Here is a 22,349-nt window from a genome sequence, read left to right as displayed (position 1 = left end):
GCGCTGTGACACTGTCCGACGTCGTGCCGGAGCCGAGCACCGGCGAACTGCTCGATGGCCGCTACCTCCTCGATTCCCGGATCGGGTCGGGCGGCATGGGCGTGGTCTACCGCGCCCGAGATGAGACGCTCGGGCGCACCGTCGCGGTCAAGGTCTTCCGCGACTCCGCCGGCGAGGCCGCCCGCACGACGTCGGAGACTCGCCTGCTCGCGAGCCTCAACCACTCGTCCCTCGTGACGCTGTTCGACGCCCGCATCGGCGAGACCGAACCGAACTACCTCGTGATGGAGCACGTCGACGGGCCGACCCTCCGTGATCGCATCACCGAAGGGCCGCTGACACCCGAGGAGGCGGCCGTGATGGCCCGCGACCTCGCCGAAGCACTGCACGTGGTGCACGGTGCCGGTGTGGTGCACCGCGACATCAAGCCCTCGAACATCCTGCTGCGCCGATCCCACGTGCCCGGCGAGCGGTATCGCGCCAAGCTGGCGGACTTCGGCATCGCCTACCTCATCGACTCCACCCGGCTCACGACGCCCGGCACGCTCATCGGCACGGCCGCCTACCTCAGCCCGGAACAGGTGCAGGGCGCCGAACCGGCACCCGCGTCGGACATCTACGCGCTCGGACTCGTGCTCGTCGAGGCCCTCACCGGGCAGCGGGCGTATCCCCAGACCGGCACGCATGAGGCCGCCCTCGCCCGGCTGACCCGGGACCCCGAGATCCCCGGAGCCTACGGCTACGCGTGGAGGTCGCTGCTGACCGCCATGACCGCCCGCGATCCTGCCGAGCGGCCCTCGGCGATCGACGTGGTCGTGGCCGCCCGGCATCTCGGCGAGCCCAACCCGCTCGATGCGACGGCGCAGCTGGAGCTGCCGACCGAGCTTCCGACCGAGCGGATGACGGCGGCGGATGCGGTGCCGGGTGACACCGCGGGATCGCACGCCGCGCTTCTTGCCCCGTCCCCGCAGGAGACCCAGGCCACCGCCCCACTGGACGCAGCGCACCTCGCGTCTCCACCGCTGCCGACCCGAGCCACCGATCAGCGGGACCCGGCCCGACCTTCCCCCTCGCATCCGGTGGCCCCCGCGCCGGCGCACTCCTCCGCGCCGTCGGGACCGCCCCGGTGGCTCGTCGTCGTCGCCATTCTCGCGGTGGTCGTGGTGGCCGTCATCGTGGGCGTGCTGCTGTGGTCGGTGGGGGCTTCGAGCCCGGGTGACGTGCCGAGCCTGCCCACGCTCGAGGAGCCGCTCGGCACCCACATGAACGACCTGTTGGAGGCGGTGAGCCCGTGACATCCGTGTCGACCCGTCTCCGCGGCGCCACTGCCGCGCTCGCCCTCACCGCCGCTCTCGCCGGGGCCCTCGCTCTGAGCGGATGCGCCGCCGACTCGAGCGGGATCGCCGCCGCCACCAGCGAACAGCTGCAGTCGAGCGTCGTGACCGCCGCGGAGCAGGCAGCTGCCGGCGACCCGGCGGCCGCTCTCGGAACCCTCGACTCGCTGCAGGCCCAACTGACAGAGGGGTCCGCCTCCGGCGCGATCCCCGCCGACCGCACGGCCTCGATCCAGGCCGCGATCGACGCGGTGCGGGCCGATCTGCAGGCTGCGGTGGCGCCGGTGGCTCCCTTCGAGCCGGTGGCGCCCGCCGAGCCCAGCGTCGCTCCCGAGCCGACCGCCCCCATCGACGACTCGGACGAGGGCGACGACGGCGAGGACGACAGCAGCGGGAACGGGAACAACGGGAACGGCAACGGGAATGGGAACAAGGGCAAAGGCAAGAATGACTAACGCGCAGCACACCGTCACGGTCGAGGCTCCGATCGCCGCTGTCTACCAGCAGTGGCTCGACGTGGAGTCGTTCCCGCAGTTCATCCCGCTGGTGCGCGAGGTCACCACCTCGGCCGAGATCTACAGCCACTGGACGATCTCGATCGGCAGGCTCACCCGCAGCTTCGACGCCGAGATCGTGGAGCAGCTCCCCGAGGAGCGCGTGAGCTGGCGCACCATCACGGGCGACGTCACCGCGACCGGCGAGGCGACCTTCAGCGAGACCTCGGAGACCCGCACCGCCGTGACCCTCTCGGTCACCTGGGAGCCGAGCACGCCGGCCGAACGCGCCGCCGCGGCCCTCGGCACCGACGACCGCGCCGTGAAGGCCGCCCTCCGCGCCTTCAAGTCGCACGTCGAGACGAACGGAGGCCCCTCCGGCCACTCCTACGTCACCCTGCGCTCGGTCGACGCCGATCCGGACACCACCGTCTCGACCGAAGTCGACCTCGACCTCGACGAGGCCGGGCCCGCGCCGCGTCGGGGGCGCCACGCCCGCGACTAGCTCCCGCCATCCCCGACCGCTCCTCCCGCCGAACTCGACCACCGAGTCGCGCCGAAGTGTCCCTATCCCGGCCGAATTCGACGGTGTGGGAGCACTTGGGCGCTACTCACTTCGAGTGGCAGGTGACCGGCCTGGGGTCAGGGCTGCACGTAGTAGGCGGAGCGGATGGGGATCCCGGGAGTGACCGCGATCAGCACCTCGGCGCCGGCCGGCACGAGGAAGGCGCGGGATCCGGTGAGGGTCTCGCCTGGGGGGATCTTGCCGGACATCTCATCGGCGAGGGTCGCGACCGGTTCGTCGATGCGCTCGTCGCTGTCGGTGACGAGGCCCACCGAGATGAGGTCGACGTAGAGCTCCTCCGTGTGGGTGTTCGTGACCGAGTACGTGACGATGTGGTAGTGGTAGCCCACGGGGGGATCGTCGTTCACGGCCGCCTCGACGATCGCGTCGCCGTCGGGCTCGTAGGCGTCGATCACGATGTCGACGCGATCGACGCTGATCGTCTCGCCGAGAGCCAGCGGCTCGGCTCGGCTTCCCGGGCCCTCGACCGCATCGGGCAGCGGGGCGTCGCGGTCGATCGGGGTGTGGATGTCGCTGGTCGGCGTGGGTGTCGGTGTCGCGGTCGACTCCGCTTGCGTCTCCGTCTCCGTCGTGTCGGAGGCGGTGCACCCGGCGAGCGTCACCGCCGTCGCCACGACCATCGCCAGCACGGCCCGCTTTCCCCACCCTGACATGCCGGGAGGCTAGCACGCCGCCGTGTAGTGGAGGCGTCAGGCCGGGTCGGTGAGGCGGAGGTCGACGTTCTTCGCGGTCAGCCAGCTGCGGGTCAGGAACCAGGCGATGACGATGAGGTGGCAGGAGTCCCATGAGGTCACCGTAGGCACGGGGGGGTGGGCGGCAGGGGACTTTTCTGGCGCGCGGTGGGGGCGTAGGGTTCTGCGGTTCGGCGGGTTGCTCGTCTGGGCTTGCGTTCGGGCGCTGGCGCGGCGAGGGGAGGTCGTCCACGTGACAGAAGTTGTGCGCAGAGGCGCCCACTTGGCACAACTTGGGTCAAGTCGGCGCGAATGGGCGCACCTACTATCAAGTCGCGCGCACCCTCACCGCGGGTGACGGGTGACGGGTGACGGGTGACGGGCGACAGGCGTGGGCGGGCGGACTTCGCCAAACGAGCGCTCCACTGCACGCGGATGCGGCTCGGATGCGAGGAGGAGTGGTGTTGTCCGCGGAGGGCGGCGCGGAGCGGTAGGGGATGGATATCCGCGGTGGAGTCACCCAGTACGGGCGGTGCGGAGAGATGGTGGTGCCCGCGCCGCGGGGGCGTCAGGGGTGGCGGGGGTGGGCGGACCAGGCGGAGGAGACCATGTCGGAGAGGGTGTGGCGCATGCTCCAGGAGAGGTCGCGGGTGGCCAGGGCGCCGGAGGCGACGATGCGGGCCGGGTCTCCGGGGCGGCGGGGGGCGACCTCGGGGGTGAAGGGGATGCCGGTGACGTCGGCCATCGCGTCCATGATCTGGCGGACCGAGATGCCGTCGCCCGATCCGAGGTTGTAGGCGGGGAGGAGGGTGTCGCCGGCGTCGAGGCGGCGGGCGGCCTCCACGTGAGCGAGGGCCAGGTCGGAGACGTGGATGTAGTCGCGCACGCAGGTGCCGTCGGGGGTGTCGTAGTCGTCGCCGTTGATGCGGGGGGTGCGGCCCGCAGTGAGGGCGTCGAAGACCAGGGGGAAGAGGTTGTGGGGGCTCGCGTCGTAGAGGCGCGGGGATCCGGAGCCGACCACGTTGAAGTAGCGGAGCGCCGTGGCGCGGAGACCTGCGGCGACCGCCTGGTCGCGGAGCAGCCACTCGCCGATGAGCTTCGACTCGCCGTAGGGCGACTCCGGGGCCTTCGGGGTGTCTTCGGTGACGAGGAGGGTGTCGGGAGTGCCGTACACGGCGGCACTGGAGGAGAAGACCAGGCGGTCGACCCCGACGGACTGCATGCGCTCGAGCAGCACGGCGGTGCCTGTGACGTTCTGCTCGTAGGTGTGCAGGGGCCGCTGCACCGAGACGCCGGCGTACTTGTAGCCCGCCACGTGGATGACGCCGGTGACCGCGTGGTCACGGAGGGTGGCTTCGACGAGATCTCCGTCGAGGATGCTGCCCGTGATGAGGGGGATCCCGGCCGGCACGAAGTCGCCCCGCCCGGTCGACAGGTCGTCGAGCACGACCGCTTCGAGCCCGGACTCGCCGAGCGCCTTCACCACGTGCGAGCCGATGTAGCCGGCGCCTCCGGTCACGAGCCAGGTCATCGCGTGTCTCCTGTCGAGCCGGGCGCGACGTGGTCGCGCGGGGGGAACGGGAGCCTGGCGGCTCCGGCCGAGGGGGTCACCTCGAACACTATCGGTGCCCGGAAGCCCTCCGCGGCGAACGCACTCTCCTGGGCGGCGCGAAGGTCGTTCACGAGATCGCGGCGGATGAGGGCGATCGACGCACCGCCGAAGCCGCCTCCCGTCATGCGAGAGCCGACGGCACCGACTCGCCGGGCGACCTCGACCGAGAGGTCGAGCTCGGGCACCGAGATCTCGAAGTCGTCGCGCATCGAGGCATGGGAGGCGTCGAGCAGGTCACCGATCGAACCGGCTCCCGAGTCGCGCAGCCGTGCGGCGACAGCGAGCACGCGCGCATTCTCCGTGACGATGTGACGCACGCGGCGGAACGTCTCGTCGTCGAGCTCCTGTTCGGCTCGCGCGAGGTCGTCGACCGTGAGGTCGCGGAGCATGGGAACTCCCAGCACGGCCGCGCCCCGCTCGCAGGAGGCCCGGCGTGCGGTGTAGCCGCCGGTGGCATGGGCATGCTGCACCCGTGTGTCGGTCACGACGATCGTGAGCTGCTCGTCGCCGAGGCCGAGCGGCACGATCGTGGTGTCGAGCGAGCGGCAGTCGAGCAGCACGGCCGAGTCGGCCCGGCCGAGGAGCACGGCCGACTGGTCCATGATGCCCGTGGGCGCTCCCACCGCCTCGTTCTCGGCGAGCCGGCCGATCCGGGCCAGGGTGGGGCGGTCGAAGCCGAGACCCCAGAGCTCGTCGAGCGCGATGGCGACGACCGACTCGATGGCCGCCGAGGAGGAGAGGCCCGCGCCGATCGGGATGTCGGAGACGAGGACGAGGTCGAGTCCGGTGGCTGCGGCGAGGTCGGCGCCGTGCCGGCCGGCCGCCCACACCACGCCGAGCGGGTAGGCCGACCAGCCCGAGACGGTCTCGGGCGACAGCTCGTCGATCGCGGCCTCGACCGTCTCGATCGTGCCGTCGCCGAAGACGGTGGAGACGCGGATGCGGCGGTCCTCGCGAGGCCCTGCCGCCATCACCGTGTGGCGGTCGATGGCGAACGGCAGCACGAAGCCGTCGTTGTAGTCGGTGTGCTCGCCGATGAGGTTCACGCGGCCCGGCGCCGACCACAGCGAGGTGGGCGCGCGGCCGTAGCGGCGCGCGAAGCCCGTGGCGGCCTGCTCGGCCAACGGCACCGACTTGTCTGGGATGGTGGGCTCGGGCGCCGGAGCGCCAGAGGCCGTGGGGTTCGTCATGAGTCGCCTTCCTCGGCCCGGGCGAGGGCCTCTCGGAGCAGTCGGGCCGAGGCCTCGGGGGGCACGTCGCCGATGAACGCGCCCATGGCCGCCTCGGAGCCCGCCAGGAACTTCAGCTTGTCGGCCGCCCGGCGCGGCGAGGTGATCTGCAGCATGAGCCGGATGTCGTCTCGATGCTCGTGCACGGGCGCCTGGTGCCACGCCGCAATGTAGGGCGTGGGGTCGTCGTAGAGGCGATCGAGGCCCCGGAGCAGCCGGCGGTAGACCACGGCGAGCTCGTCGCGCTCCTCGCCGGTGAGGCTCGCGAAGTCGGGCACGTGCCGGTGCGGCAGCAGGTGCACCTCCACGGGCCAGCGCGCCGCGAACGGCACGAAGGCCGTGAAGTGACGGCCCTCGATGAGCACCCGATCCGACACCCGCTCGAACTCGAGGATGTCGGCGAAGAGCGTGGGCCCGTAGCTCTCGATCGAGGCCACGAGACGCTGGGTGCGCGGCGTGATGTAGGGGTAGGCGTAGATCTGGCCGTGCGGGTGGTGCAGGGTGACGCCGATGGCCTCGCCCCGGTTCTCGAAGGGGAAGACCTGCTGCACGCCGGGCAGCGCCGAGAGCGCGGCCGTGCGATCGGCCCACGCCTCGATGACGGTGCGCACCCGCGCCACGGGGAGACCCGACAGCGAGCCCTCGGTGGCCGGGCTGAAACACACCACCTCGCACCGGCCCACCGAGGTGGCGGTGCGGCCGAGGCCGATGCGCCGCAGCTCGGCGAGCTCGTGCAGCGGATCGACCCCTGCCGCAGCGAGGTCGGGGCCGAACGAGGGCGACTTGTTCTCGAAGACCGCCACGTCGTAGTTGCTCGGCACCTCGGTGGGGTTGGCGGGTGTCGAGGGCGCGAGCGGATCGAGGTGCTTGGGCGGCAGCATCACCCGGTTCTGGCGGGCGGCTGCGATCGACACCCACTCCCCCGTCAGAGGATCCTGCCTCATCTCGGCCACGGGCGGGCGCGGGGCGGACGGCCGCGAGTCGTCGGCACGCTCCGGCGGGAGGAGGGTGTCGGCGTCGTCGAAATAGAGCAGCTCCCGGCCATCGGCCAGGGTGCTGACGCGCTTCGTGATGCCATTCGATGTTGCCACCTGACGATTACGCCACTTTCGCTTTCGAAAGTCAAGGGGTGACATCCGCTTTCGGAACTGTAAGATCGGAGCATGACGGACGACCTCGAGCTCACCGTCCGGCGGCGCCGGATCGTCGAGCTGGTGAGCGCCACCGGATTCGCGCGGGTGGCCGAGCTGAGCCGCGAGCTCGGTGTCTCCGAGGTCACCGTGCGCTCCGACCTCGCGGTGCTCGAACGGCACGAGGTCGTCGACCGCGTGCACGGCGGCGCCGTCATCCGGGGTCTGGCCTCCCGTGCCGAGACACCCTTCGAACAGGCTCGCAGCACCTCGGCCGAGGAGAAGCAGCGCATCGGCCGAGCCGCCGCCGCGCTCGTCGAGAGCGGCACGAGCGTGCTGCTCGACGTGGGCACCACCCCCGCCGCCGTCGCCGATGCCCTCCTCGAGCGGGAAGACCTGGACGACGTGGTGATCATCACCAACGGCCTCTCCATCGCCCTCGCGCTCGAGCCCGCCATCCCGCGCTTCACCGTCGTGGTCACGGGCGGCACCCTGCGCCCCCTCCAGCACTCGCTCGTGGCTCCGTACGCCTCACTCCTGCTCGGCAGCGTGCGCGCCGACCTCGCGTTCATCGGCTGCACGGGGGTGGATGCGGTGGCGGGCGTCACCAACGTCAACCTGCCCGAGACCGAGCTCAAGCAGGCCATGCTCGCCGCCGCCGACCGGGCCGTGGTGGTGGCCGACGCGTCGAAGCTCGGTCGCACGAGCCTCGGCGTGATCGGCGGCCTCGACCGCTTCGAGCTCCTCATCACCGCCACCCCCGCCGGCGGCAGCGACACCCACCTCGAGGAGCTGGCCCGGCTCGAACTCGCCGGCCTCTCGACCCGTACTACGTAGGAGATGCACCACCTGAACAACCCTCCACCCGAAAAACGCACCGCCTGGGATGCGCACCACCTGAGGCAACGCACCACCAGGACCACGAGAACACCGGCAGAGAGGCCCCGCATGACCGACACCTACCAGGCCGCCCCCACGCGCTACGACGCGATGACCTACAACCGCTCGGGCCGCAGCGGCCTCAGGCTGCCGGCGCTCTCGCTCGGCCTCTGGCACAACTTCGGTCACGAGCGGCCGCTCGACACCCAGCGCGCCATCCTGCGTCGCGCCTTCGACCTCGGTGTCACGCACATCGACCTCGCCAACAACTACGGCCCGCCGGCCGGCTCGGCCGAGACGAACTTCGGCCGCATCTTCGCCGAGGATCTCGCGCCTTACCGTGACGAGCTCATCATCTCGTCGAAGGCCGGCTACCTCATGTGGCCGGGCCCCTACGGCGAGTGGGGATCGCGCAAGCACCTGCTGGCCTCGCTCGACCAGTCGCTCGGGCGCCTGGGGCTCGACTACGTCGACATCTTCTACTCGCACCGCTTCGACCCCGACACCCCGCTCGAAGAGACCATGGGCGCGCTCGCGACCGCGGTGACCTCGGGCAAGGCGCTCTACGTGGGCGTCTCGAACTACGACCCCAAGCAGACCCGCGAGGCCGCACGCCTGCTGGCCGACCACGGCATCCCGCTCACCATCCACCAGCCGCGCTTCTCGATGTTCGACCGCCACATCGAAGACGGCCTCCTCCCGGTGCTCGACGAGGTCGGATCGGGCAGCATCGTCTTCTCCCCGCTCGCGCAGGGCCTTCTCACCGACCGCTACCTCGACGGCAGCGTGCCGTCGGACTCGCGGGCCGCGACCTCGCAGTTCCTCTCGGAGAACGGCATCGACGACGAGTACCTCGCCCGTGCCCGGGCGCTCAACGAGATCGCCGCCGCCCGCGGCCAGTCCCTCGCCCAGCTCGCGCTCACCTGGGTGCTCCGCCACCCCCAGGTCACGAGCGCCCTCATCGGCGCCTCGAGCGTGGCCCAGCTCGAACAGAACGTCGCCGCCCTCGACGCCGCCCCGCTCACACCCGACGAGCTCGCCGCCATCGACCCCCACGCCGTGCACGGAACCGGCCTGACCGCGTAGGCGAGCCAGGCGGCGAGGCGCCCCCGCCTACCGCCCTTGGAAGGCCGCGCGGTAGGCCGAGGGGCTCGTGCCGTTGATCGCCCGGAAGTGGCGGGAGAAGTAGAGCGGATCGTCGTAGCCCACGGTGCGCGCGATGTCGGCCACCGAGGCGTCGGTCGTGATCAGCAGCTCGCGGGCGCGGGCGCTGCGGAGGCGCTTGTGGTACTCCACGACCCCGGTGCCCGACGCCTGCCGGAAGCGGGCCGAGAAGTGGGAGACGCTGAAGCCCGCGATCTTCGCGAGCTCGGGCACGCTCGCGGTGACGTCGAGGTTCTCGCGCAGGTAGTCCTGGGCCGCGAGGATGGGATCGCCCGCCTCCGTGGCCCCGCGCGCCCGGTCGGCCGCCAGCTGCGCGAGCAGCCCCCAGGCCGCGCCGGCGGCCGAGCGGAGGCTCGCCACCGTGTCGTCGCGCTCGAGCGAGGTCAGCACGTGCTCGAGCGAGGCCCGGGCGGCGAACGGATCGTGCACCGTCATGACGGGCGAGAACTCCCCGGCCGGATCGGTGATCGCCTCCACGAACGAGGCGCTGTCGGAGCCGACGACATGCATCCACCAGATCGTCCAGGGGTCGCGCGGATCGGCACGATAGCGGTGCGGCTCGCCCACCGGGATCACCACGACGTCGCCGCGGGCCACGTCGTACTCGACCCCGCGCAGCTCGACGTGCCCAGCGCCGTCGGTGCAGAGGATGACGACCGACTCCCCCGCCCCCGCCGGCCGCGCCCTCCCGTGCGCCGCCGCGTGCGGGAAGTGCCCGGCATCGGTCACCAGCAGCTGCTCCGTGATCGGGGCGGCGAGCGCCTCCGCCACCCGCGGGCGGGGCAGCACGCGCAGCCGCTGCCCCGGGAAGCCGTCGCGGATCAGCACGCGCGCCATCCTAATCGAGCGCCTTCACCGACCACTCGAGCGCGGTGCTCTCTCCGGGCACCAGGATGCGCAGGTCGCACCCCGAGTTGAAGGCATCCGGCGGGCAGGTCATCGGCTCGATCGCGAGCGCGTGACGGCGCGACTCCGGCGGGAGGCCGTCGGCGGAGTACACCTGCAGCCAGGGCGTGCCGGCGTCGGTCGTCAGCTGCACCCCGCTCCCGCTCCCGTCGTCGTCGACGAGGCGCACCACCACCTCGCCCGCGCCGTTCCGCTCCAGGGCGGTGAAGGCGTGGTTCAACTCAGTCGCCCCGATCCGGCGCTCCGAACGGAAGTCGAGCACACCCCCCTCGTGCGTGCCGACAGGCTCCACACCCACCGGCAGCAGCCGGTCGGACGAGACCAGCATCACTTCCGCCGCCGGCAGCTGCAGGGTCCAGCCATCGACCGCCGACGGCTCGAGCGGCCCCGCCGCGAGGTAGGGGTGCGCTCCGAGCCCCACCGGCGCGGGCGCATCGCTCTCGTTCGTGGCCACGATGCGCTGGCGGAGGCCGGCCTCGGGCGACAGCGTGAACTCCACGTCGAGGCGGATGCGCCACGGGTACCCGGGCTGCGGCACGGTGTGCGTGGTCAACACCAGCCGCTCGGCCACGGACGCCGTGCCCTCGAAGTCCTGCCACGCGACGAGCCCGTGCGCCGCGTTGCGGAACTCGGGCTCCGAGAGCGGCAGCTGGTGCTCCTCGCCGCCGAAGCGGTAGCGGCCGTCGGCCAGGCGGTTGGGCCACGGCGCGAGCACGGCCCCTCGCATGGCCGGCCGCATCTCCCCGGCCGGGAACGGCGCCACGAGGTCGCGCCCCCGATACCGCAGCGAGCGCAGCGACGCCCCTACCGAGGCCACCCGGGCCTCGTACTCCCCCGCCGAGATCGCGTGATCGACCCCGCCGGCACCCCGCTCGATCACGCGGAGGGCTCCGGCTCCTCCCGGAAGAACAGCAGCAGCTCGGGCAGGCTCGTGGCGAAGTAGTCCGTCACCCCGTCGTCGCGCACCGCCTGCGGGGCCAGGTAGTCCGGGCGCGCTTCGCCGAGACTCGCAGGCGGATCCGTGAGCGGCAGCCCGAGCGCGGCGTGCACGTCGTCCCAGGCCTGGATGACCCGGCCCTCGCCGCCCTCCCAGGGGTGGAACGACCGCGACAGCAGGATCTCCTGCGCCCGCGCCGCCGCCCCGTCGGCCACGAGCAGGCCCACGTACTCGACCGTGAAGTCGTCCCGCGAGAGCACGAGCTCCTCGACCGGCCGCATGCGCTCGAGCCGCTCCCCGGCCGAGTGGCCGAGCCGGGCCGCGAGCTGATCCTGCTCGTAGCGCAGCCGGGCGTCATCCGGAGCCGCAGCCACCGCCTGCTCGTACCGCGCCCACGCGAGGGCGTCGTCGTGCGCCACGTTGTAGGCCGCGAGTCCAGCGTTCCGCAGCAGCACCGGATGCGTGAGCCCCAGCTCGATCGCGCGGTCCCACTCGGCGAGCGCAGCGCGCCGCCGGCCGTGGGCGTAGAGCAGCATGCCGAGCAGGAACCGGGCGGTCGCGTCGTCGGGCTGCACCTGGAGCGACGCGACGAGGGCGTCGTGCGCGTCGAGCCCGAACGGGAACGCCCAGGTGAGGTCGGCCTCGCCGGCCCGCCTGCGCTCCCGAGACGCGTCCTCCGGTCGGCCGAGCGAGTCGAGAAGGCCGGCGGCCAGGTAGTGCGCGATCGGCACCACGTTGCCCGCCGCCGTGACGGGAGCATCGCGCACTCCGGCCAGCACCGCGAGAGCCGCCTCGTCGGCACCGGCCGCCCGCAGGTCGAGCGCCACGTCGAGGAGGAGACCCGCCTCGGCAGGCGCCCCCACACCGAGCAGCACCCGCACGGTCGGGTTGAGCGGCTCGAGCGCGAGCTCCGTGCGCAGCGCCGCCTCCGCCTCGCTCTCGCGGCCCAGCCGCCGCAGCACGATGGCCTGCAGCACCACGCGGCGGCTGTCGTGCAGCGCCACGCCCTCGAGGCTCTCGAGCACGCGCAGCGCCGAGCGGTTGCGACCGCGTCGGGCGAGCGACGCGGCGAGCTCGAAGCCCGCCGCCGACGCCCAGGTGCCGTCCCAGCCGGCTTTGCCGAGCAGTGGCTCGGCCTCGAGGTCGCGGCCCAGGCGGCGGAGCGCGAGACCCGCCAGGTAGTAGGCCTCGGCGTCGAGCGGGTTGGCGTTCCGGCGGGTGAGCCGCCGGAGGGCCGTCTCGACGCCCGCGAGCGCCCGCTCGTAGGAGCCCGCGCGGTAGTGGTGGTCGGCGAGCGCGAGGTTGGTGCGCACGTCTCCGGGGTCGCGCTCGAGAGCCGCCCGCCAGTAGTCGAGCGGCGAGCGGGTGGGGTGCCGGAACTGGCTGAGGTGGAGGCCCGTGAGGTACAGCTCCTCGACGGTCTCGATCTCCTCCGGCCGCTTCGGCTCGTCGGCCACCCATGGCTCCTCGTCGCCCGTGCCGTCCGGCTCCCAGCGCACGAGCAGCGATCCGGATTCGTCGAGCAGCTCGACGGCGGTCGGCAGGGCGCCCTCCGGGATCTCGATCGTGGCAGGCACGCCGGGCACCAGGTCGGCCCGGCGCTCGGCAACGACCGTGCCGTCGACGAGCACCCGCAGCACCGCGTTGGGGCGCGGCGAGGTGACCGCGAAGGACGCGCTCGAGACAGCGCCCACAGCACCCGCCGAACCCGCCGCGCCCGCCCGCTCGACGTGCACCGCCGCATCCGGAGTCGCCTGATGCGCGGCACCGATCCCGGGGATCGGGTACCAGTACTGGCTGAACACCTTCGTCTCGCCCGGCAGCAGCCAGCTGAAGTCGGGCTGGTTGTCGGTGTAGACGCCGGCCATGAGCTCGACGTACGGCCCGTCGCCGTCGGTGAGCTGCGCATCCCAGGCGTGGCCGAAGGGCGCGTTGCCCCAGGTCCACTGCTTCTTGCCGGGCGAGAGCCGTCGCTCGGCCCAGTGCACGAAGCCCGCACCGGCGGCGTGGTCGTAGCCGCCGAAGAAGTCCTGCTGCGAGTCGACGATCATGTAGGAGGTCGGCACCGGGATGTTGCGGTAGAAGTCGATCCGGTCGGCACCGGGCTCGGCTGCAGGATCGGCGGCGGCACGCTCGGCGTAGTCGACCCCGTAGTAGGGGCGGTCGGCCTCCGGGAAGGCCGTGATGGCGCGCCGGGCGTGGTCGGCCACGTAGCGCACGTCCTCCGGGAAGAACGACTGGTAGTCGTCGTGCACGAGAGCCGCCACGTTCGCCCACCAGAGGAAGGTCTGCCGCTCGCTCGTGCGGTTGTGCAGCCGCACGACGAGCTCCACCACGCTGCTGCCCGGCCGCACCCGCACACCGTGCTGGCCCGCCATCCTCGCGAACGGATCGTGGTCGGCGCACCAGACCGTGACCGACCCGTCGTCGCCGTGCTCGATCGAGGTCTCGACGGGCAGGAATGTGGCCGGCCGGTGGTGCTGCGGCCAGTTGAACTCGACGCCTCCGCTGATCCAGGGCCCCGCGAGGCCCACGAGCGCCGGCTTGATCACGTTGTTGCGGTAGAAGAAGTCGTAGTCGGTGGTCTTGTCGTAGCCGATGTGGATGCGCCCGCCGAGTTCCGGCAGCACCACGAGCCTCAGGTACTCGTTCTCGAGGTGCACGGCCTGCCAGTCGCGCGGCCGCCCCTCGTCGGAGACCTGCTCGGTGAACGGGATCGGGTAGACCTTGCCGCTCGAGCCCTGGTAGACGCGCTTGTCGAGGTACATCGGGTAGGCGCTCGGCGCATCCGGTTCGTAGGTGCGGATCGAGAGCGGCTCGCTCCAGGCGATCGCGTGGCCGGCCTCGAGCTCGGCCCGCAGGTCGGCGGGGGCCTCCGGCAGCACGATCCTGTCGGCGGCGATGTCGATGGTCATGGTGTTCTCTCCTCGCCCGGCCGGATCAGCCGGGGATGCCGATGCGGCGCTCACCGGAGCGCAGCTGCTGGATGACGACGGCGACCACGAGGAGCGTGCCCTGGGCGATGTTCTGCCAGAACGTGTTCACCCCGAGCAGGGTCATGCCGTTCGTGAGCACCCCGAGCAGGATGACGGCGAGGATGGTGCCGGCGATGGACCCTTGCCGCCCTTCAGCGCGGCGCCACCGAGGGCTGCGGCCGTGATGGCCTGCAGCTCGAGCCCCTCCGATCCGGAGATCGGCTGGCCGGAGCCCGTGCGGGCCGTGATGAGGATGCCCGCGATGGCCGCGACCGCACCCGTGACCATGTAGACGCCGATGATGTAGCGGTTGATGTTGATGCCGCCGAGCCGCGAGGCGATGTTGTTGCCGCCCACCGCGTAGATGTTGCGGCCGATGGTCGTGTAGCGGAGCACGACATGGGCGAGCACGGCCACGAGCACGAGCACCCAGATCAGGGTCGGGATGCCGAGCAGGGTGCCGCGGGCGAGGAACACGAAGAACGGGTCGGCGCCGGTGTAGCCCTGCGCCCGGCCGTCGGAGATCAGCTGCGCGATGCCCTTGAAGGCCGCGAGCGTCGCGAGGGTCGCGATCACGGGGTTCACGCGTCCGAACACGATGATGCAGCCGTTCACGAGGCCGCAGGCGACACCGATGGCGACGGCCCCGAGCACGCCGAGGGCGGCCGAACTCGTGGAGGTGAAGATCATCGCGGAGGTCACCGAGGTGAGCCCCGCGATGGATCCCACCGAGATGTCGAGGGCGCCGAGGATGATGACGATCGTCTGCACCACGGCGAGCAGCCCCACGATGGCGATCGCGGTGCCGATGACCTTGAGGTTCGGCACCGTGAAGAACAGCGGGTTCTGGATGCCGATGATGGCGACCACGATCGCGATCGCGATGATGAGCGAGATGTTCTGCACGCCGATGGCGGTGACGAAGCGCTTGAGGGGCGGGATGCGGTCGTCCTCCGGCGCTCCCCGCGGATCGGTCTTCGGGGAGGTGGCGGTGGTGCTCACGGGGGTGTCCTTTCGGGTCATGGCGTTCATGCGACGACCTCGTCGTCCATGGCGAGGGCGAGGATCCGCTCCTCGGTGGCCTCGGCGCGGGTCACTTCGCCCGAGATCCGTCCGCCGGCCATCACGTAGATGCGGTCGGAGATCCCGAGCACTTCGGGCAGTTCACTGGAGACCACCACGACGGCGACACCCTGGTGGGCGAGCTCGTCGATGATGGCGTAGATCTCGGACTTGGCCCCCACGTCGATGCCGCGGGTGGGCTCGTCGAGCAGCAGCAGCCGGGGCTTGGTGGCGAGCCACCGCGCCAGCACGACCTTCTGCTGGTTGCCTCCGGAGAGGTTGCCCACCAGCTGCTCGGTCGAGGGCGTTCGGATGCGGAGCCTCGTGATGTAGTCCTGAGCGAGGGCGCGCTCGGCCCGCGGGCGCACGAAGATCCAGCGCGAGACCGACCGCAGCACCACCAGCGCCGCGTTGTCGCGCACCGACCGCTGCAGCAGCAGTGCCTCGGCCTTCCGCTCCTCGGGGGCGAAGCCGATCCCGGCCCGGATGCTGTCGGAGGGCTGCCGGATGCGCCGCACCTTCCCCGAGATCACGATCTCACCGGTGGTGACCGGGTAGTCGCCCGCGATGGTCTTCATGAGCTCGCTGCGGCCGGCACCGACGAGCCCTGCGACCCCCACGACCTCCCCCGCTCGCACGGTGAGGTCGATCGAGTCGACGAACTGGTTGCCCACGGCGCGCAGCTCGAGCACGGTCTCGCCGAGCGGCGCGGGCTCGCGGTGGAAGAACTGGCTGAGGTCGCGGCCCACCATCATGCGCACGAGCCGGTCGTGGTCGGTCTCGCCCACGAGCTCGGTGCCCACGTAGCCGCCGTCACGGAGCACCGTGATGCGGTCGGCGAGCTGGAAGATCTCTGCCATGCGGTGCGACACGTACGCGATGGCCGTGCCCTCCGCCTGCAGCTGGCGGATCAGCGCGAACAGCAGGCTCACCTCCTCGTCGCCGAGCGACGACGTCGGCTCGTCGAAGCAGATGATGCGGGGGCGGCTGACCACCGCACGCATGATCTCGACGATCTGGCGCTGCGCCGGCGAGAGCTCTGAGCCGAGCGCGTCGGCGCGGATGACCCGGTGGAGCCCCCAGCGCTTCAGCTCCTCCCGCGTGCGGCGGAGGAGGGCCCGGCGGTTGTAGCCGACCCGGCCGAGGTCGCCCACGAAGATGTTCTCGGCCACCGAGACGGCGCCGATGATCTCGGGCTCCTGCGCGATCACGCGGAGCCCGGCGGCGCGGGCATCGGCCGGATCGCCGAAGGTCACCGGCTTGCCGTCGATGATCAGCTCACCGCCGTCGGGCCGGTAGTCGCCGTTGAGGATCTTCAGCAGCGTCGACTTGCCCGCTCCGTTCTCCCCCATCAGCGCCGTGACCTCGCCGGCCCTCAGCTCGAGCTCGACGCCGCGGAGTGCCCGCACCGGCCCGAAGTTCTTCGTGATTCCCGTCGCGCGCAGCGCGACGACGTCCTGCGACATGGTCAGTCCTCGTGTCGATCGATGAGTGCGCCCCCGGATGGGCGACGGGCGACGGTGCGGCGGGGCGGCCGGTGAAGGGCCGCCCCGCCGCGGTCTCGCTAGGTGCAGACGACGCCTTCGGCTTCCCAGTTGCTCGCGTCGACGATCTCGGTGTTCGCGATCGACTGGGGCGGCAGCTCGGTGCCGTTCCGCAGCAGGTCGATCATCGAGGTCGCGGCGGCCTTGCCCACCTCGATGCCCGAGATGAACAGCGCGGCCTTGTTGCCCGTCTCCTGACCGGCCTTCCAGTCCTTGCAGGTCAGGTACGCGCCGAGGCCGACACCGATGATGTCGGCGGCGGGGACACCCGAGTTCTGCAGGGCGGTGACGACACCGGTCTCGCTCTCGTCGTTGCAGCCCCAGACCACCCAATGCTTGACACCCGCGTTCGCCGTGATGACGGCGCCCGCCTTGTCCTGCGCATCCGTCGCCGAGTTGTCGGTGCCGATGTCGATCGTCTCGGGGCCGTCGCTCACGGCCTCGTCGAAGGCGCTCTGCGCACCCTCGACCCGCTGCGTGCAGACCGAGAGGTCCTCCTTGTAGGCCGACAGGATGCGGGTGTCCGCCGCGGTCCAGCCCGCCTCGGTGTAGAGGCGCGCCGCCTCGGCGCCCACCTTCTCGCCCATCGACGTGCCGTCGAATCCGGAGAACGGCGCGGGCTCGCCGGCGCTGTTCTCGATCGTGTCGTCGGCGGCCATGATCGGGATGCCCGCCTCCTCGGCGAGCTGGATCACCTGCGGGCCGATCTGCTGGTCGGGCACCACGATGATGATGCCGTCCACCTGCTGGGCGATGGCGGCCTCGACCTCGGAGATCGCCTTGTTCGAGTCGGTGCCGAGGTCGACCACGTTGATCGTGACGTCGCCCGCGGCCTCCGCCGCCTCCTTGGCGCCGTTCGCCTCGTCGATGAAGTACTGCTGGTCGCCCTGCTTCTGCAGGAACGCGATCGTCAGCGGTCCGTCGGTGGGGCCGCTCGCCGCGGAGTCGGACGACGACGTGCCCGTCTCCATCCCCGACGTGCAGGCGCTGAGCGCCACGAGAGCGACGGCGGCGACGCTCGCCGCGGCCACCCGCTTCCAGGTCTTTCGGGCTGTGAATGTGATCATCCGCGTGTCCTCATCTTCTTCGATCGGTCGGCAACGGAGCCGGTGGGGTCGTTCCTGGTGCTGTCAGCGGGGCGTCTTGCGTTCCGGCGGTCCCTCATCGGAGGCCGTGCGCGTCCATCCTGGCTGCATCATCACGGTACGGCGCTCTGCGGGGTGGCGCGGAGGACGATCTTATGGAATGACCTGGATGATTCTCTGATTCGCTTCTTGTGGTGTTCGGTGTGATCTGGTGGTTTGGGCTGTGGCGGCTGGGGGTTTATGGATGTTTCGACAGCGGGGTTGCTCGTGGGGCCGTGGGGTGGATGTTCGGGTGGAGTCATAGTCCCCTCGCCCGCTTCGCGGTCTCCCGCCAGGCCCGATGCCTATGACTCCACCCGAACACCCACCCCACGGCCTGCTTCTGTTTGGGGGCTGGCGCGGTGGGTGGGGGGCTGAGTTCGCCAAACGTGACGGGGAGCACCGGCGGATGCGGGTTGGTGGCGGGGAGGGGTGGCGTTGTCCGCGCTTGTTAGGCGGGGGGCTCCGGGGAGGGAGGGGGTGTCGGGGCGGGCGGGAGGGCTACGGCCAGGGCCGCGGCTCGGGCCAGGACGTCGAGTTGGGCCTCGTTGTAGAGCTCGAGGTAGGTCTCGACGAAGGCCTGCTGGGTGACCGGGGCGCTCTTGGAGAGGTGCTCGGTGGGCTCGAGCAGCCAGGGGTAGTCGGCGAGGTGCTGCGCGAGCTGCGGCGCGAAGACCTCCGCGATTCGCTGCCGGGTGGCGTCGTCGGCGTCGGCGGTGAGCGCCTCGAACTCCGCGTCGGTGTCTTCGGGCTCGGCGTCGACCATGTGCTTGAGGTCGGTCATCGCCGACTCGTCGTAGAGCTGGGAGTAGACGAGCATGAGGGAGCGCTCGGAGGGGGTGAGCCGGGAGGCGACGTCTTCGAAGCCTGCGGGAACGTCGGTCGCTGTCGATCCGTCGAGGATGGCCCGGATCTCGGCCCGCGCCCGCTGCAGTCGCTCGATGCTCGCGGCGAGGTCGGCGTCGATTGCGAGCAGCGCCTCCGCGGGGGTCGCCCCTCCCGAGGAGCCGACGGCCTCGATCTGCACGAGCGGAACGCCGATGTCACGCAGCCGCCGGATCTGCAGCAGCCGCACGAGGTGCCGCGCGCTGTACTGCTTGTAGCCGTTCGAGAGCCGCTCGGGCTCCTCGAGCAGGCCCGCGCGGTGGTAGTGCCGCACGGTGTTGACGGTCGTGCCGGCGAGCTCCGCCACCTCTCGTGTGCTCCAGGGCATCGTGCGCTCCTTGTCGGTCAGCACCCATTCAAGACCCTGTTCCCGGAACACGGTCAAGCGTGGAGGTCCGCGTCGCCGCCCGGCCACCCGCCCGCCCCGCCGACTTGACACAAGATGTGCCAAGTCGCCGTTCTTAGGCGCGACTTCTGTCAAGTCGATGCACCGAGAGTGATCGACGAGAGTCTGTGGCCCGTGGCCCTGGTCGGGTGGATCGGGCCACCGCTTGACCCTGTGCCGGGAACACGGTCTTGACTCCTCTCGAAAGAGGAGGAAGAGACATGGACAACCCCTACGGCTGGCTGCAGGATGCGATCGACCAGGTGCCCGAGATCATCCAACCGCTCATCGTCGCGCTCGCCGGCGCCGTTCCCTACATCGAGGCGGAGGGCGCGACGGCCTTCGGCATCCTCGCGGGCATCCCTCCGGTGGTGGCCGCGATCGCTGGCGCGGCCGGCAACATCCTGTGCGTCGTGCTCGTGGTGCTGCTGGGGTCGCGGGTGCGCGAGGGCGTGCTCGCCCGTCGCGCCGCTTCCGCCGCCCGGCGCGAGAGCGAAGCCGAGCGCACCGCCACGGCGGGCACCGGCACCGCGGGCACCGACACCGCGGGCACTGACACAGTGGGCACAGACACCGCTGCAGCTCGCGCGGAGGAGGAGTCGACCGTCCTCGTCGCCGACGCCCCGGAGGGCACGGAGTCGGAGAAGACGGGCAAGGTCAGCCGGCGCACGAAGGGCCGGCGGCGGCTCCGGCGATGGCTCGTGAAGTTCGGCGTGCCGGGCGCGAGCCTGCTCGCTCCCCTCGCCCTGCCGACCATGCTCACGGCGGCGTTCTTCGTGGGTTCCGGCGTGCCCAAGCAGTGGGTCATCCTGTGGCAGGTCGTCGCGATCGCGGTCTGGACCACCCTCGTCGCCCTCGCCGCCACCGGCGCTCTCGCGCTCCTGGGCTGGTGAGCGAGCGGATGCCCCGGCTGGTGAGCGGGCGGATGCCTGGGTCGGCGACCGAGCGGATGCCGGGCCGGCCGGCTACCGGGCGAGGAAGGGCAGGACGAGCGTCATGAGCTCGCCGGGGGTCTCGGCGTGGGGGTAGTGGCCGGCGGCCGGGATGACCGCGAGCTCGCCGAGGCCCGCGGGGAGGTCGGCGAGGATGCGCTCGCCCTCGGCCTTCGGATCGGCCCAGTCGGGGTCGACGCCGCCCTCGACCACGAGCACGGGGCAACGCACGTTCGCGAGCTGCGCCCCGGCATCCGCGGGGCTCGTGCGCGTCATCGCCTTGAGCACCTGCATGCGCTCCGGACGGCTCAGGGTCGCCTCGATGCGGGCGCGCTCGGCCGCCCAGTCGGCGGGCTTCGCGGGGATCGCGAGGTCGAGGTAGGCGAGCCAGCCCTTGAGGCTGCCGGTCATCATGACCTTGCCGAGCTGCACGGTGCCCTTGCGGTGCCTCGCGTTGCGGAGGAGGCCGCCCAGGTCGACGGACTGCGCGCGGGTGAAGGGTGCCAGCTCGACCAGACCGGCGAACAGCTCCGGCGCGAGGGCGGCGGCGATGGTCGCGGCACCACCGCTGATGGACTGCCCCACGATCACGGCGGGGCCACCGAGGTGCTGCACGAGCGCGACGAGGTCGCCGGCGATGTCGGTGCGGCTGTAGCCCGCCCATCCGGTGCTCGACTCTCCGCAGCCGCGGAGGTCGACGTTGGCGACCCGGTAGCCGGCGGCCACCAGGGCCGGAACCACGAAGCGGTAGGAGTGGCGGCTGTCTCCCATGCCGTGGGCGAGCACGACCAAGGGGCCTTCACCGGTGAGGTCGTAGGCGATGGTTCCTTCGGCGAGGGTGAGGTAGTGGGTCATGGCGTCCTTCTGACTGTGGGGAGCGGCTGGTAGAAGCTACTCTGCATCCCATTTTGGCTATTGTCAATAGCTTTAAACGAATCCGAGAGCCGTTGGGGCGCGATTGGCTATTGACACTAGCCAGGGGTGACTGTTGTATAGCTGCATGAATGATCGTGATGAGGCACCACGTGCCTAGGGCCGGACTGACCCGCGACCGCGTCGCCGGCGAGGCCGCCGTCATGGCCGACGAGGTCGGTCTCGGCCGGCTCACCCTCGCGGGCCTGGCCGAGCGGCTCGGTGTGCGGCAGCCCTCCCTCTACAAGCACATCGACTCCGTCGCCTCCCTCCGCCGTGACATCTCGGTGCAGGCCAAGAGGGAGCTCGGCGACGTGCTCGCCCGAGCCTCCGTGGGGCGATCCGGGGCGGATGCGATCACCGCGATGTCCCACGCGTACCGCGACTGGGCGCGGCGGCATCCCGCGCGCTACGAAGCCTCCATGCTGATGCCCTCCCCCGGTGACGTCGAGGACGAGACGGTGTCGGCGACCGCCATCCAGGTGATCACCGACGTGCTCACCGCCTACCGGCTCGAGGGCGACGACGCGGTCGACGCCATCCGCGCCTTCCGGTCGACGCTGCACGGGTTCGTGGTGTTCGAGGCGGCCGGCGCGTTCGCCATGAGCGCCGATGTGGATCGCAGTTTCGAGCGGCTCGTCCGGGGCTTCATCGTCGCTCTCGGGCAGTGGAACGAGACGGTTCCTCCGGCTCGATAGCGGCCGCTCGGCGAGCGGTTCCTGAACGGAACCTGTGCGATCTTCGACCGGATCGCGCTGGCGACCAATCGGTTCGGGACAGGGTGCCGAACCCTCTGTGTCCAGCAAGAACCACTCGCTCACCACAGCAAAGGTCGAACATCATGCGCAAGATCACCAAGGTCACCATCGGCATCGCGACCGCGGGCCTCCTCTCCTTCTCCATGGCCGCCTGCTCCATGGGCTCCTCGAGCGACACCTCGAGCCCGGCCGCGTCGTCGTCCTCCTCGGCCAACGAGACCCCCGAGCCGCTGGCCTCGATCCCCGCACTGTCGGGTGTCGACACCCAGGTCGCCGTCGACGCCGGCTTCCTCGACGCCATCACGGGCCTTGGCCTGACCCCCGGAGTCGTGGGCACCGCGACCCTCACCGACGGGGTCCTCGCGTTCCCGATCACCGGCGGCAACGTCGACTACTACGACCCCGAGTCCGGCTACCGCCCCTACGTCCAGGGCAACATCGAGCACGACGGCTCCGGCCTGTCCCTCACCGCCGGCGACACCGTCGTCGAGCTCACCAACTTCACCGTCGACCCCGGCGAGTCCAAGCTCTACGGCGACGTGACCGTCAACGGCACCGTCGCAGTCGAGCAGGCCTACCTGTTCGAGCTCTGGGGCGGCACCCTGAAGCCGCTCGAGATGGGCCCGAACGACACCGCCATCCTCGAGGGCACCACCGTGCACGTGTCTGAGGACGCCGCCGGGCTGCTGAACGAGACCTTCGGCACCGACGCTGTCAAGCGCGGCCTGCTCGTGGGTGTTGCGAAGATCACCGTCAACACGAAGTAGTCCCCCTCCACCACCGAACGGCCCGTCGCCTCCCCCGCGACGGGCCGTTCCGGCGTCCCCGGC

General features: G+C 71.3%; 21 protein-coding genes. 8 read left to right on the top strand and 13 right to left on the bottom strand.

The genetic code is table 11. The features are described from left to right. Window positions 1-5 precede the first annotated feature (5 nt). Genes Q0D57_RS04880 through Q0D57_RS04870 form a run of 3 tightly spaced genes read left to right on the top strand, consistent with a single transcriptional unit; the run spans window position 6 to window position 2,333 of the window. Complete coding sequence (locus Q0D57_RS04880) at window positions 6-1,295, top strand: serine/threonine-protein kinase (protein WP_291039105.1); 1,290 nt, start codon at window positions 6-8, stop codon at window positions 1,293-1,295. After that, the gene (locus Q0D57_RS04875; protein WP_291039102.1) at window positions 1,292-1,789 is read left to right on the top strand and encodes a hypothetical protein; all 498 of its coding nucleotides are present in this window, start codon (window positions 1,292-1,294) and stop codon (window positions 1,787-1,789) included. Before Q0D57_RS04880 ends, Q0D57_RS04875 begins: the two co-directional genes overlap by 4 nt. Continuing rightward, window positions 1,782-2,333 carry an SRPBCC family protein gene (locus tag Q0D57_RS04870; RefSeq protein WP_291039099.1) on the top strand — a complete coding sequence of 184 codons (552 nt, stop codon included), beginning with the start codon at window positions 1,782-1,784 and terminating at the stop codon, window positions 2,331-2,333. The genes Q0D57_RS04875 and Q0D57_RS04870 overlap by 8 nt, the downstream gene beginning before the upstream one ends. A gap of 137 nt (window positions 2,334-2,470) precedes the next feature. Here Q0D57_RS04870 and Q0D57_RS04865 read toward each other — a convergent pair whose 3' ends face one another. The 4 genes from Q0D57_RS04865 to galT all read right to left on the bottom strand — a co-directional run bounded on the left by Q0D57_RS04865 (window position 2,471) and on the right by galT (window position 7,062). Further along, window positions 2,471-3,067 carry a DUF4352 domain-containing protein gene (locus Q0D57_RS04865; RefSeq protein WP_291039095.1) on the bottom strand — a complete coding sequence of 199 codons (597 nt, stop codon included), beginning with the start codon at window positions 3,065-3,067 and terminating at the stop codon, window positions 2,471-2,473. 586 nt (window positions 3,068-3,653) lie between these two features. Continuing rightward, window positions 3,654-4,616: a UDP-glucose 4-epimerase GalE gene (gene galE / locus Q0D57_RS04860; protein ID WP_291039092.1), complete on the bottom strand. Its 963-nt coding sequence runs from the start codon at window positions 4,614-4,616 to the stop codon at window positions 3,654-3,656. Beyond that, on the bottom strand, window positions 4,613-5,887 hold the full coding sequence (gene galK, locus Q0D57_RS04855) for a galactokinase (protein ID WP_291039090.1): 1,275 nt from the start codon (window positions 5,885-5,887) through the stop codon (window positions 4,613-4,615). Before galK ends, galE begins: the two co-directional genes overlap by 4 nt. Further along, window positions 5,884-7,062: a galactose-1-phosphate uridylyltransferase gene (gene galT, locus Q0D57_RS04850; RefSeq protein ID WP_291039087.1), complete on the bottom strand. Its 1,179-nt coding sequence runs from the start codon at window positions 7,060-7,062 to the stop codon at window positions 5,884-5,886. Before galT ends, galK begins: the two co-directional genes overlap by 4 nt. Window positions 7,063-7,089: 27 nt before the next feature. Between galT and Q0D57_RS04845 the strand changes: the two genes are divergently transcribed. Together Q0D57_RS04845 and Q0D57_RS04840 are read left to right on the top strand one after the other, a co-directional pair. Further along, complete coding sequence (locus tag Q0D57_RS04845; RefSeq protein ID WP_291039084.1) at window positions 7,090-7,893, top strand: DeoR/GlpR family DNA-binding transcription regulator; 804 nt, start codon at window positions 7,090-7,092, stop codon at window positions 7,891-7,893. A gap of 111 nt (window positions 7,894-8,004) precedes the next feature. Then, window positions 8,005-9,021: an aldo/keto reductase gene (locus Q0D57_RS04840; RefSeq protein WP_291039079.1), complete on the top strand. Its 1,017-nt coding sequence runs from the start codon at window positions 8,005-8,007 to the stop codon at window positions 9,019-9,021. Between the two features lie 27 nt (window positions 9,022-9,048). Here Q0D57_RS04840 and Q0D57_RS04835 read toward each other — a convergent pair whose 3' ends face one another. The 8 genes from Q0D57_RS04835 to Q0D57_RS04800 all read right to left on the bottom strand — a co-directional run bounded on the left by Q0D57_RS04835 (window position 9,049) and on the right by Q0D57_RS04800 (window position 18,860). After that, entirely contained in the window at window positions 9,049-9,927 is an 879-nt protein-coding gene (locus Q0D57_RS04835; protein WP_291039076.1) for an AraC family transcriptional regulator, read from the bottom strand. Window positions 9,928-9,937: 10 nt separating this feature from the next. After that, window positions 9,938-10,885 (bottom strand): aldose 1-epimerase family protein, encoded by a 948-nt coding sequence (locus Q0D57_RS04830; protein ID WP_291039074.1) that lies wholly within the window; start codon window positions 10,883-10,885, stop codon window positions 9,938-9,940. Further along, on the bottom strand, window positions 10,882-13,857 hold the full coding sequence (locus Q0D57_RS04825) for a DUF5107 domain-containing protein (protein ID WP_291039072.1): 2,976 nt from the start codon (window positions 13,855-13,857) through the stop codon (window positions 10,882-10,884). The genes Q0D57_RS04830 and Q0D57_RS04825 overlap by 4 nt, the downstream gene beginning before the upstream one ends. 25 nt (window positions 13,858-13,882) lie before the next feature. Then, on the bottom strand, window positions 13,883-14,017 hold the full coding sequence (locus Q0D57_RS04820; RefSeq protein ID WP_291039070.1) for a hypothetical protein: 135 nt from the start codon (window positions 14,015-14,017) through the stop codon (window positions 13,883-13,885). After that, the gene (locus Q0D57_RS04815) at window positions 13,999-14,940 is read right to left on the bottom strand and encodes an ABC transporter permease (protein WP_291039067.1); all 942 of its coding nucleotides are present in this window, start codon (window positions 14,938-14,940) and stop codon (window positions 13,999-14,001) included. Before Q0D57_RS04815 ends, Q0D57_RS04820 begins: the two co-directional genes overlap by 19 nt. A 5-nt stretch (window positions 14,941-14,945) precedes the next feature. Further along, the gene (locus tag Q0D57_RS04810) at window positions 14,946-16,445 is read right to left on the bottom strand and encodes a sugar ABC transporter ATP-binding protein (protein ID WP_291039064.1); all 1,500 of its coding nucleotides are present in this window, start codon (window positions 16,443-16,445) and stop codon (window positions 14,946-14,948) included. A 98-nt stretch (window positions 16,446-16,543) separates the two neighbouring features. After that, window positions 16,544-17,590 (bottom strand): substrate-binding domain-containing protein, encoded by a 1,047-nt coding sequence (locus tag Q0D57_RS04805; RefSeq protein ID WP_291039061.1) that lies wholly within the window; start codon window positions 17,588-17,590, stop codon window positions 16,544-16,546. A gap of 508 nt (window positions 17,591-18,098) precedes the next feature. Then, entirely contained in the window at window positions 18,099-18,860 is a 762-nt protein-coding gene (locus Q0D57_RS04800; protein WP_291039058.1) for a MerR family transcriptional regulator, read from the bottom strand. 278 nt (window positions 18,861-19,138) lie between these two features. On the opposite strand from Q0D57_RS04800, the gene Q0D57_RS04795 reads away from it, so the two are divergent. After that, window positions 19,139-19,810 carry a small multidrug efflux protein gene (locus tag Q0D57_RS04795; protein ID WP_291039055.1) on the top strand — a complete coding sequence of 224 codons (672 nt, stop codon included), beginning with the start codon at window positions 19,139-19,141 and terminating at the stop codon, window positions 19,808-19,810. A 72-nt stretch (window positions 19,811-19,882) separates the two neighbouring features. On the opposite strand, the gene Q0D57_RS04790 is transcribed toward Q0D57_RS04795, so the two are convergent. Then, on the bottom strand, window positions 19,883-20,704 hold the full coding sequence (locus Q0D57_RS04790; RefSeq protein ID WP_291039053.1) for an alpha/beta hydrolase: 822 nt from the start codon (window positions 20,702-20,704) through the stop codon (window positions 19,883-19,885). A 170-nt stretch (window positions 20,705-20,874) separates the two neighbouring features. On the opposite strand from Q0D57_RS04790, the gene Q0D57_RS04785 reads away from it, so the two are divergent. Next, on the top strand, window positions 20,875-21,459 hold the full coding sequence (locus Q0D57_RS04785; RefSeq protein WP_291039051.1) for a TetR/AcrR family transcriptional regulator: 585 nt from the start codon (window positions 20,875-20,877) through the stop codon (window positions 21,457-21,459). A gap of 143 nt (window positions 21,460-21,602) precedes the next feature. Further along, entirely contained in the window at window positions 21,603-22,286 is a 684-nt protein-coding gene (locus Q0D57_RS04780) for a hypothetical protein (protein WP_291039048.1), read from the top strand. The last annotated feature ends 63 nt before the right edge of the window (window positions 22,287-22,349 follow it).

The organism is Herbiconiux sp., assembly GCF_023264895.1.
GTDB lineage: Bacteria > Actinomycetota > Actinomycetes > Actinomycetales > Microbacteriaceae > Herbiconiux.
This window is presented reverse-complemented; position numbering and strand designations above follow the sequence as displayed.

Coding starts and splice junctions, on each gene's coding strand:
- Q0D57_RS04840 (WP_291039079.1), top strand. CDS start 8,005: ATGACCGACACCTACCAGGCCGCCCCCACGCGCTACGACGCGATGACC.
- Q0D57_RS04800 (WP_291039058.1), bottom strand. CDS start 18,860: ATGCCCTGGAGCACACGAGAGGTGGCGGAGCTCGCCGGCACGACCGTC.
- Q0D57_RS04790 (WP_291039053.1), bottom strand. CDS start 20,704: ATGACCCACTACCTCACCCTCGCCGAAGGAACCATCGCCTACGACCTC.
- galK (WP_291039090.1), bottom strand. CDS start 5,887: ATGACGAACCCCACGGCCTCTGGCGCTCCGGCGCCCGAGCCCACCATC.
- Q0D57_RS04815 (WP_291039067.1), bottom strand. CDS start 14,940: ATGACCCGAAAGGACACCCCCGTGAGCACCACCGCCACCTCCCCGAAG.
- galE (WP_291039092.1), bottom strand. CDS start 4,616: ATGACCTGGCTCGTGACCGGAGGCGCCGGCTACATCGGCTCGCACGTG.
- Q0D57_RS04780 (WP_291039048.1), top strand. CDS start 21,603: ATGCGCAAGATCACCAAGGTCACCATCGGCATCGCGACCGCGGGCCTC.
- Q0D57_RS04805 (WP_291039061.1), bottom strand. CDS start 17,590: ATGATCACATTCACAGCCCGAAAGACCTGGAAGCGGGTGGCCGCGGCG.
- Q0D57_RS04845 (WP_291039084.1), top strand. CDS start 7,090: ATGACGGACGACCTCGAGCTCACCGTCCGGCGGCGCCGGATCGTCGAG.
- Q0D57_RS04810 (WP_291039064.1), bottom strand. CDS start 16,445: ATGTCGCAGGACGTCGTCGCGCTGCGCGCGACGGGAATCACGAAGAAC.
- Q0D57_RS04795 (WP_291039055.1), top strand. CDS start 19,139: ATGGACAACCCCTACGGCTGGCTGCAGGATGCGATCGACCAGGTGCCC.
- Q0D57_RS04825 (WP_291039072.1), bottom strand. CDS start 13,857: ATGACCATCGACATCGCCGCCGACAGGATCGTGCTGCCGGAGGCCCCC.
- galT (WP_291039087.1), bottom strand. CDS start 7,062: ATGTCACCCCTTGACTTTCGAAAGCGAAAGTGGCGTAATCGTCAGGTG.
- Q0D57_RS04865 (WP_291039095.1), bottom strand. CDS start 3,067: ATGTCAGGGTGGGGAAAGCGGGCCGTGCTGGCGATGGTCGTGGCGACG.
- Q0D57_RS04870 (WP_291039099.1), top strand. CDS start 1,782: ATGACTAACGCGCAGCACACCGTCACGGTCGAGGCTCCGATCGCCGCT.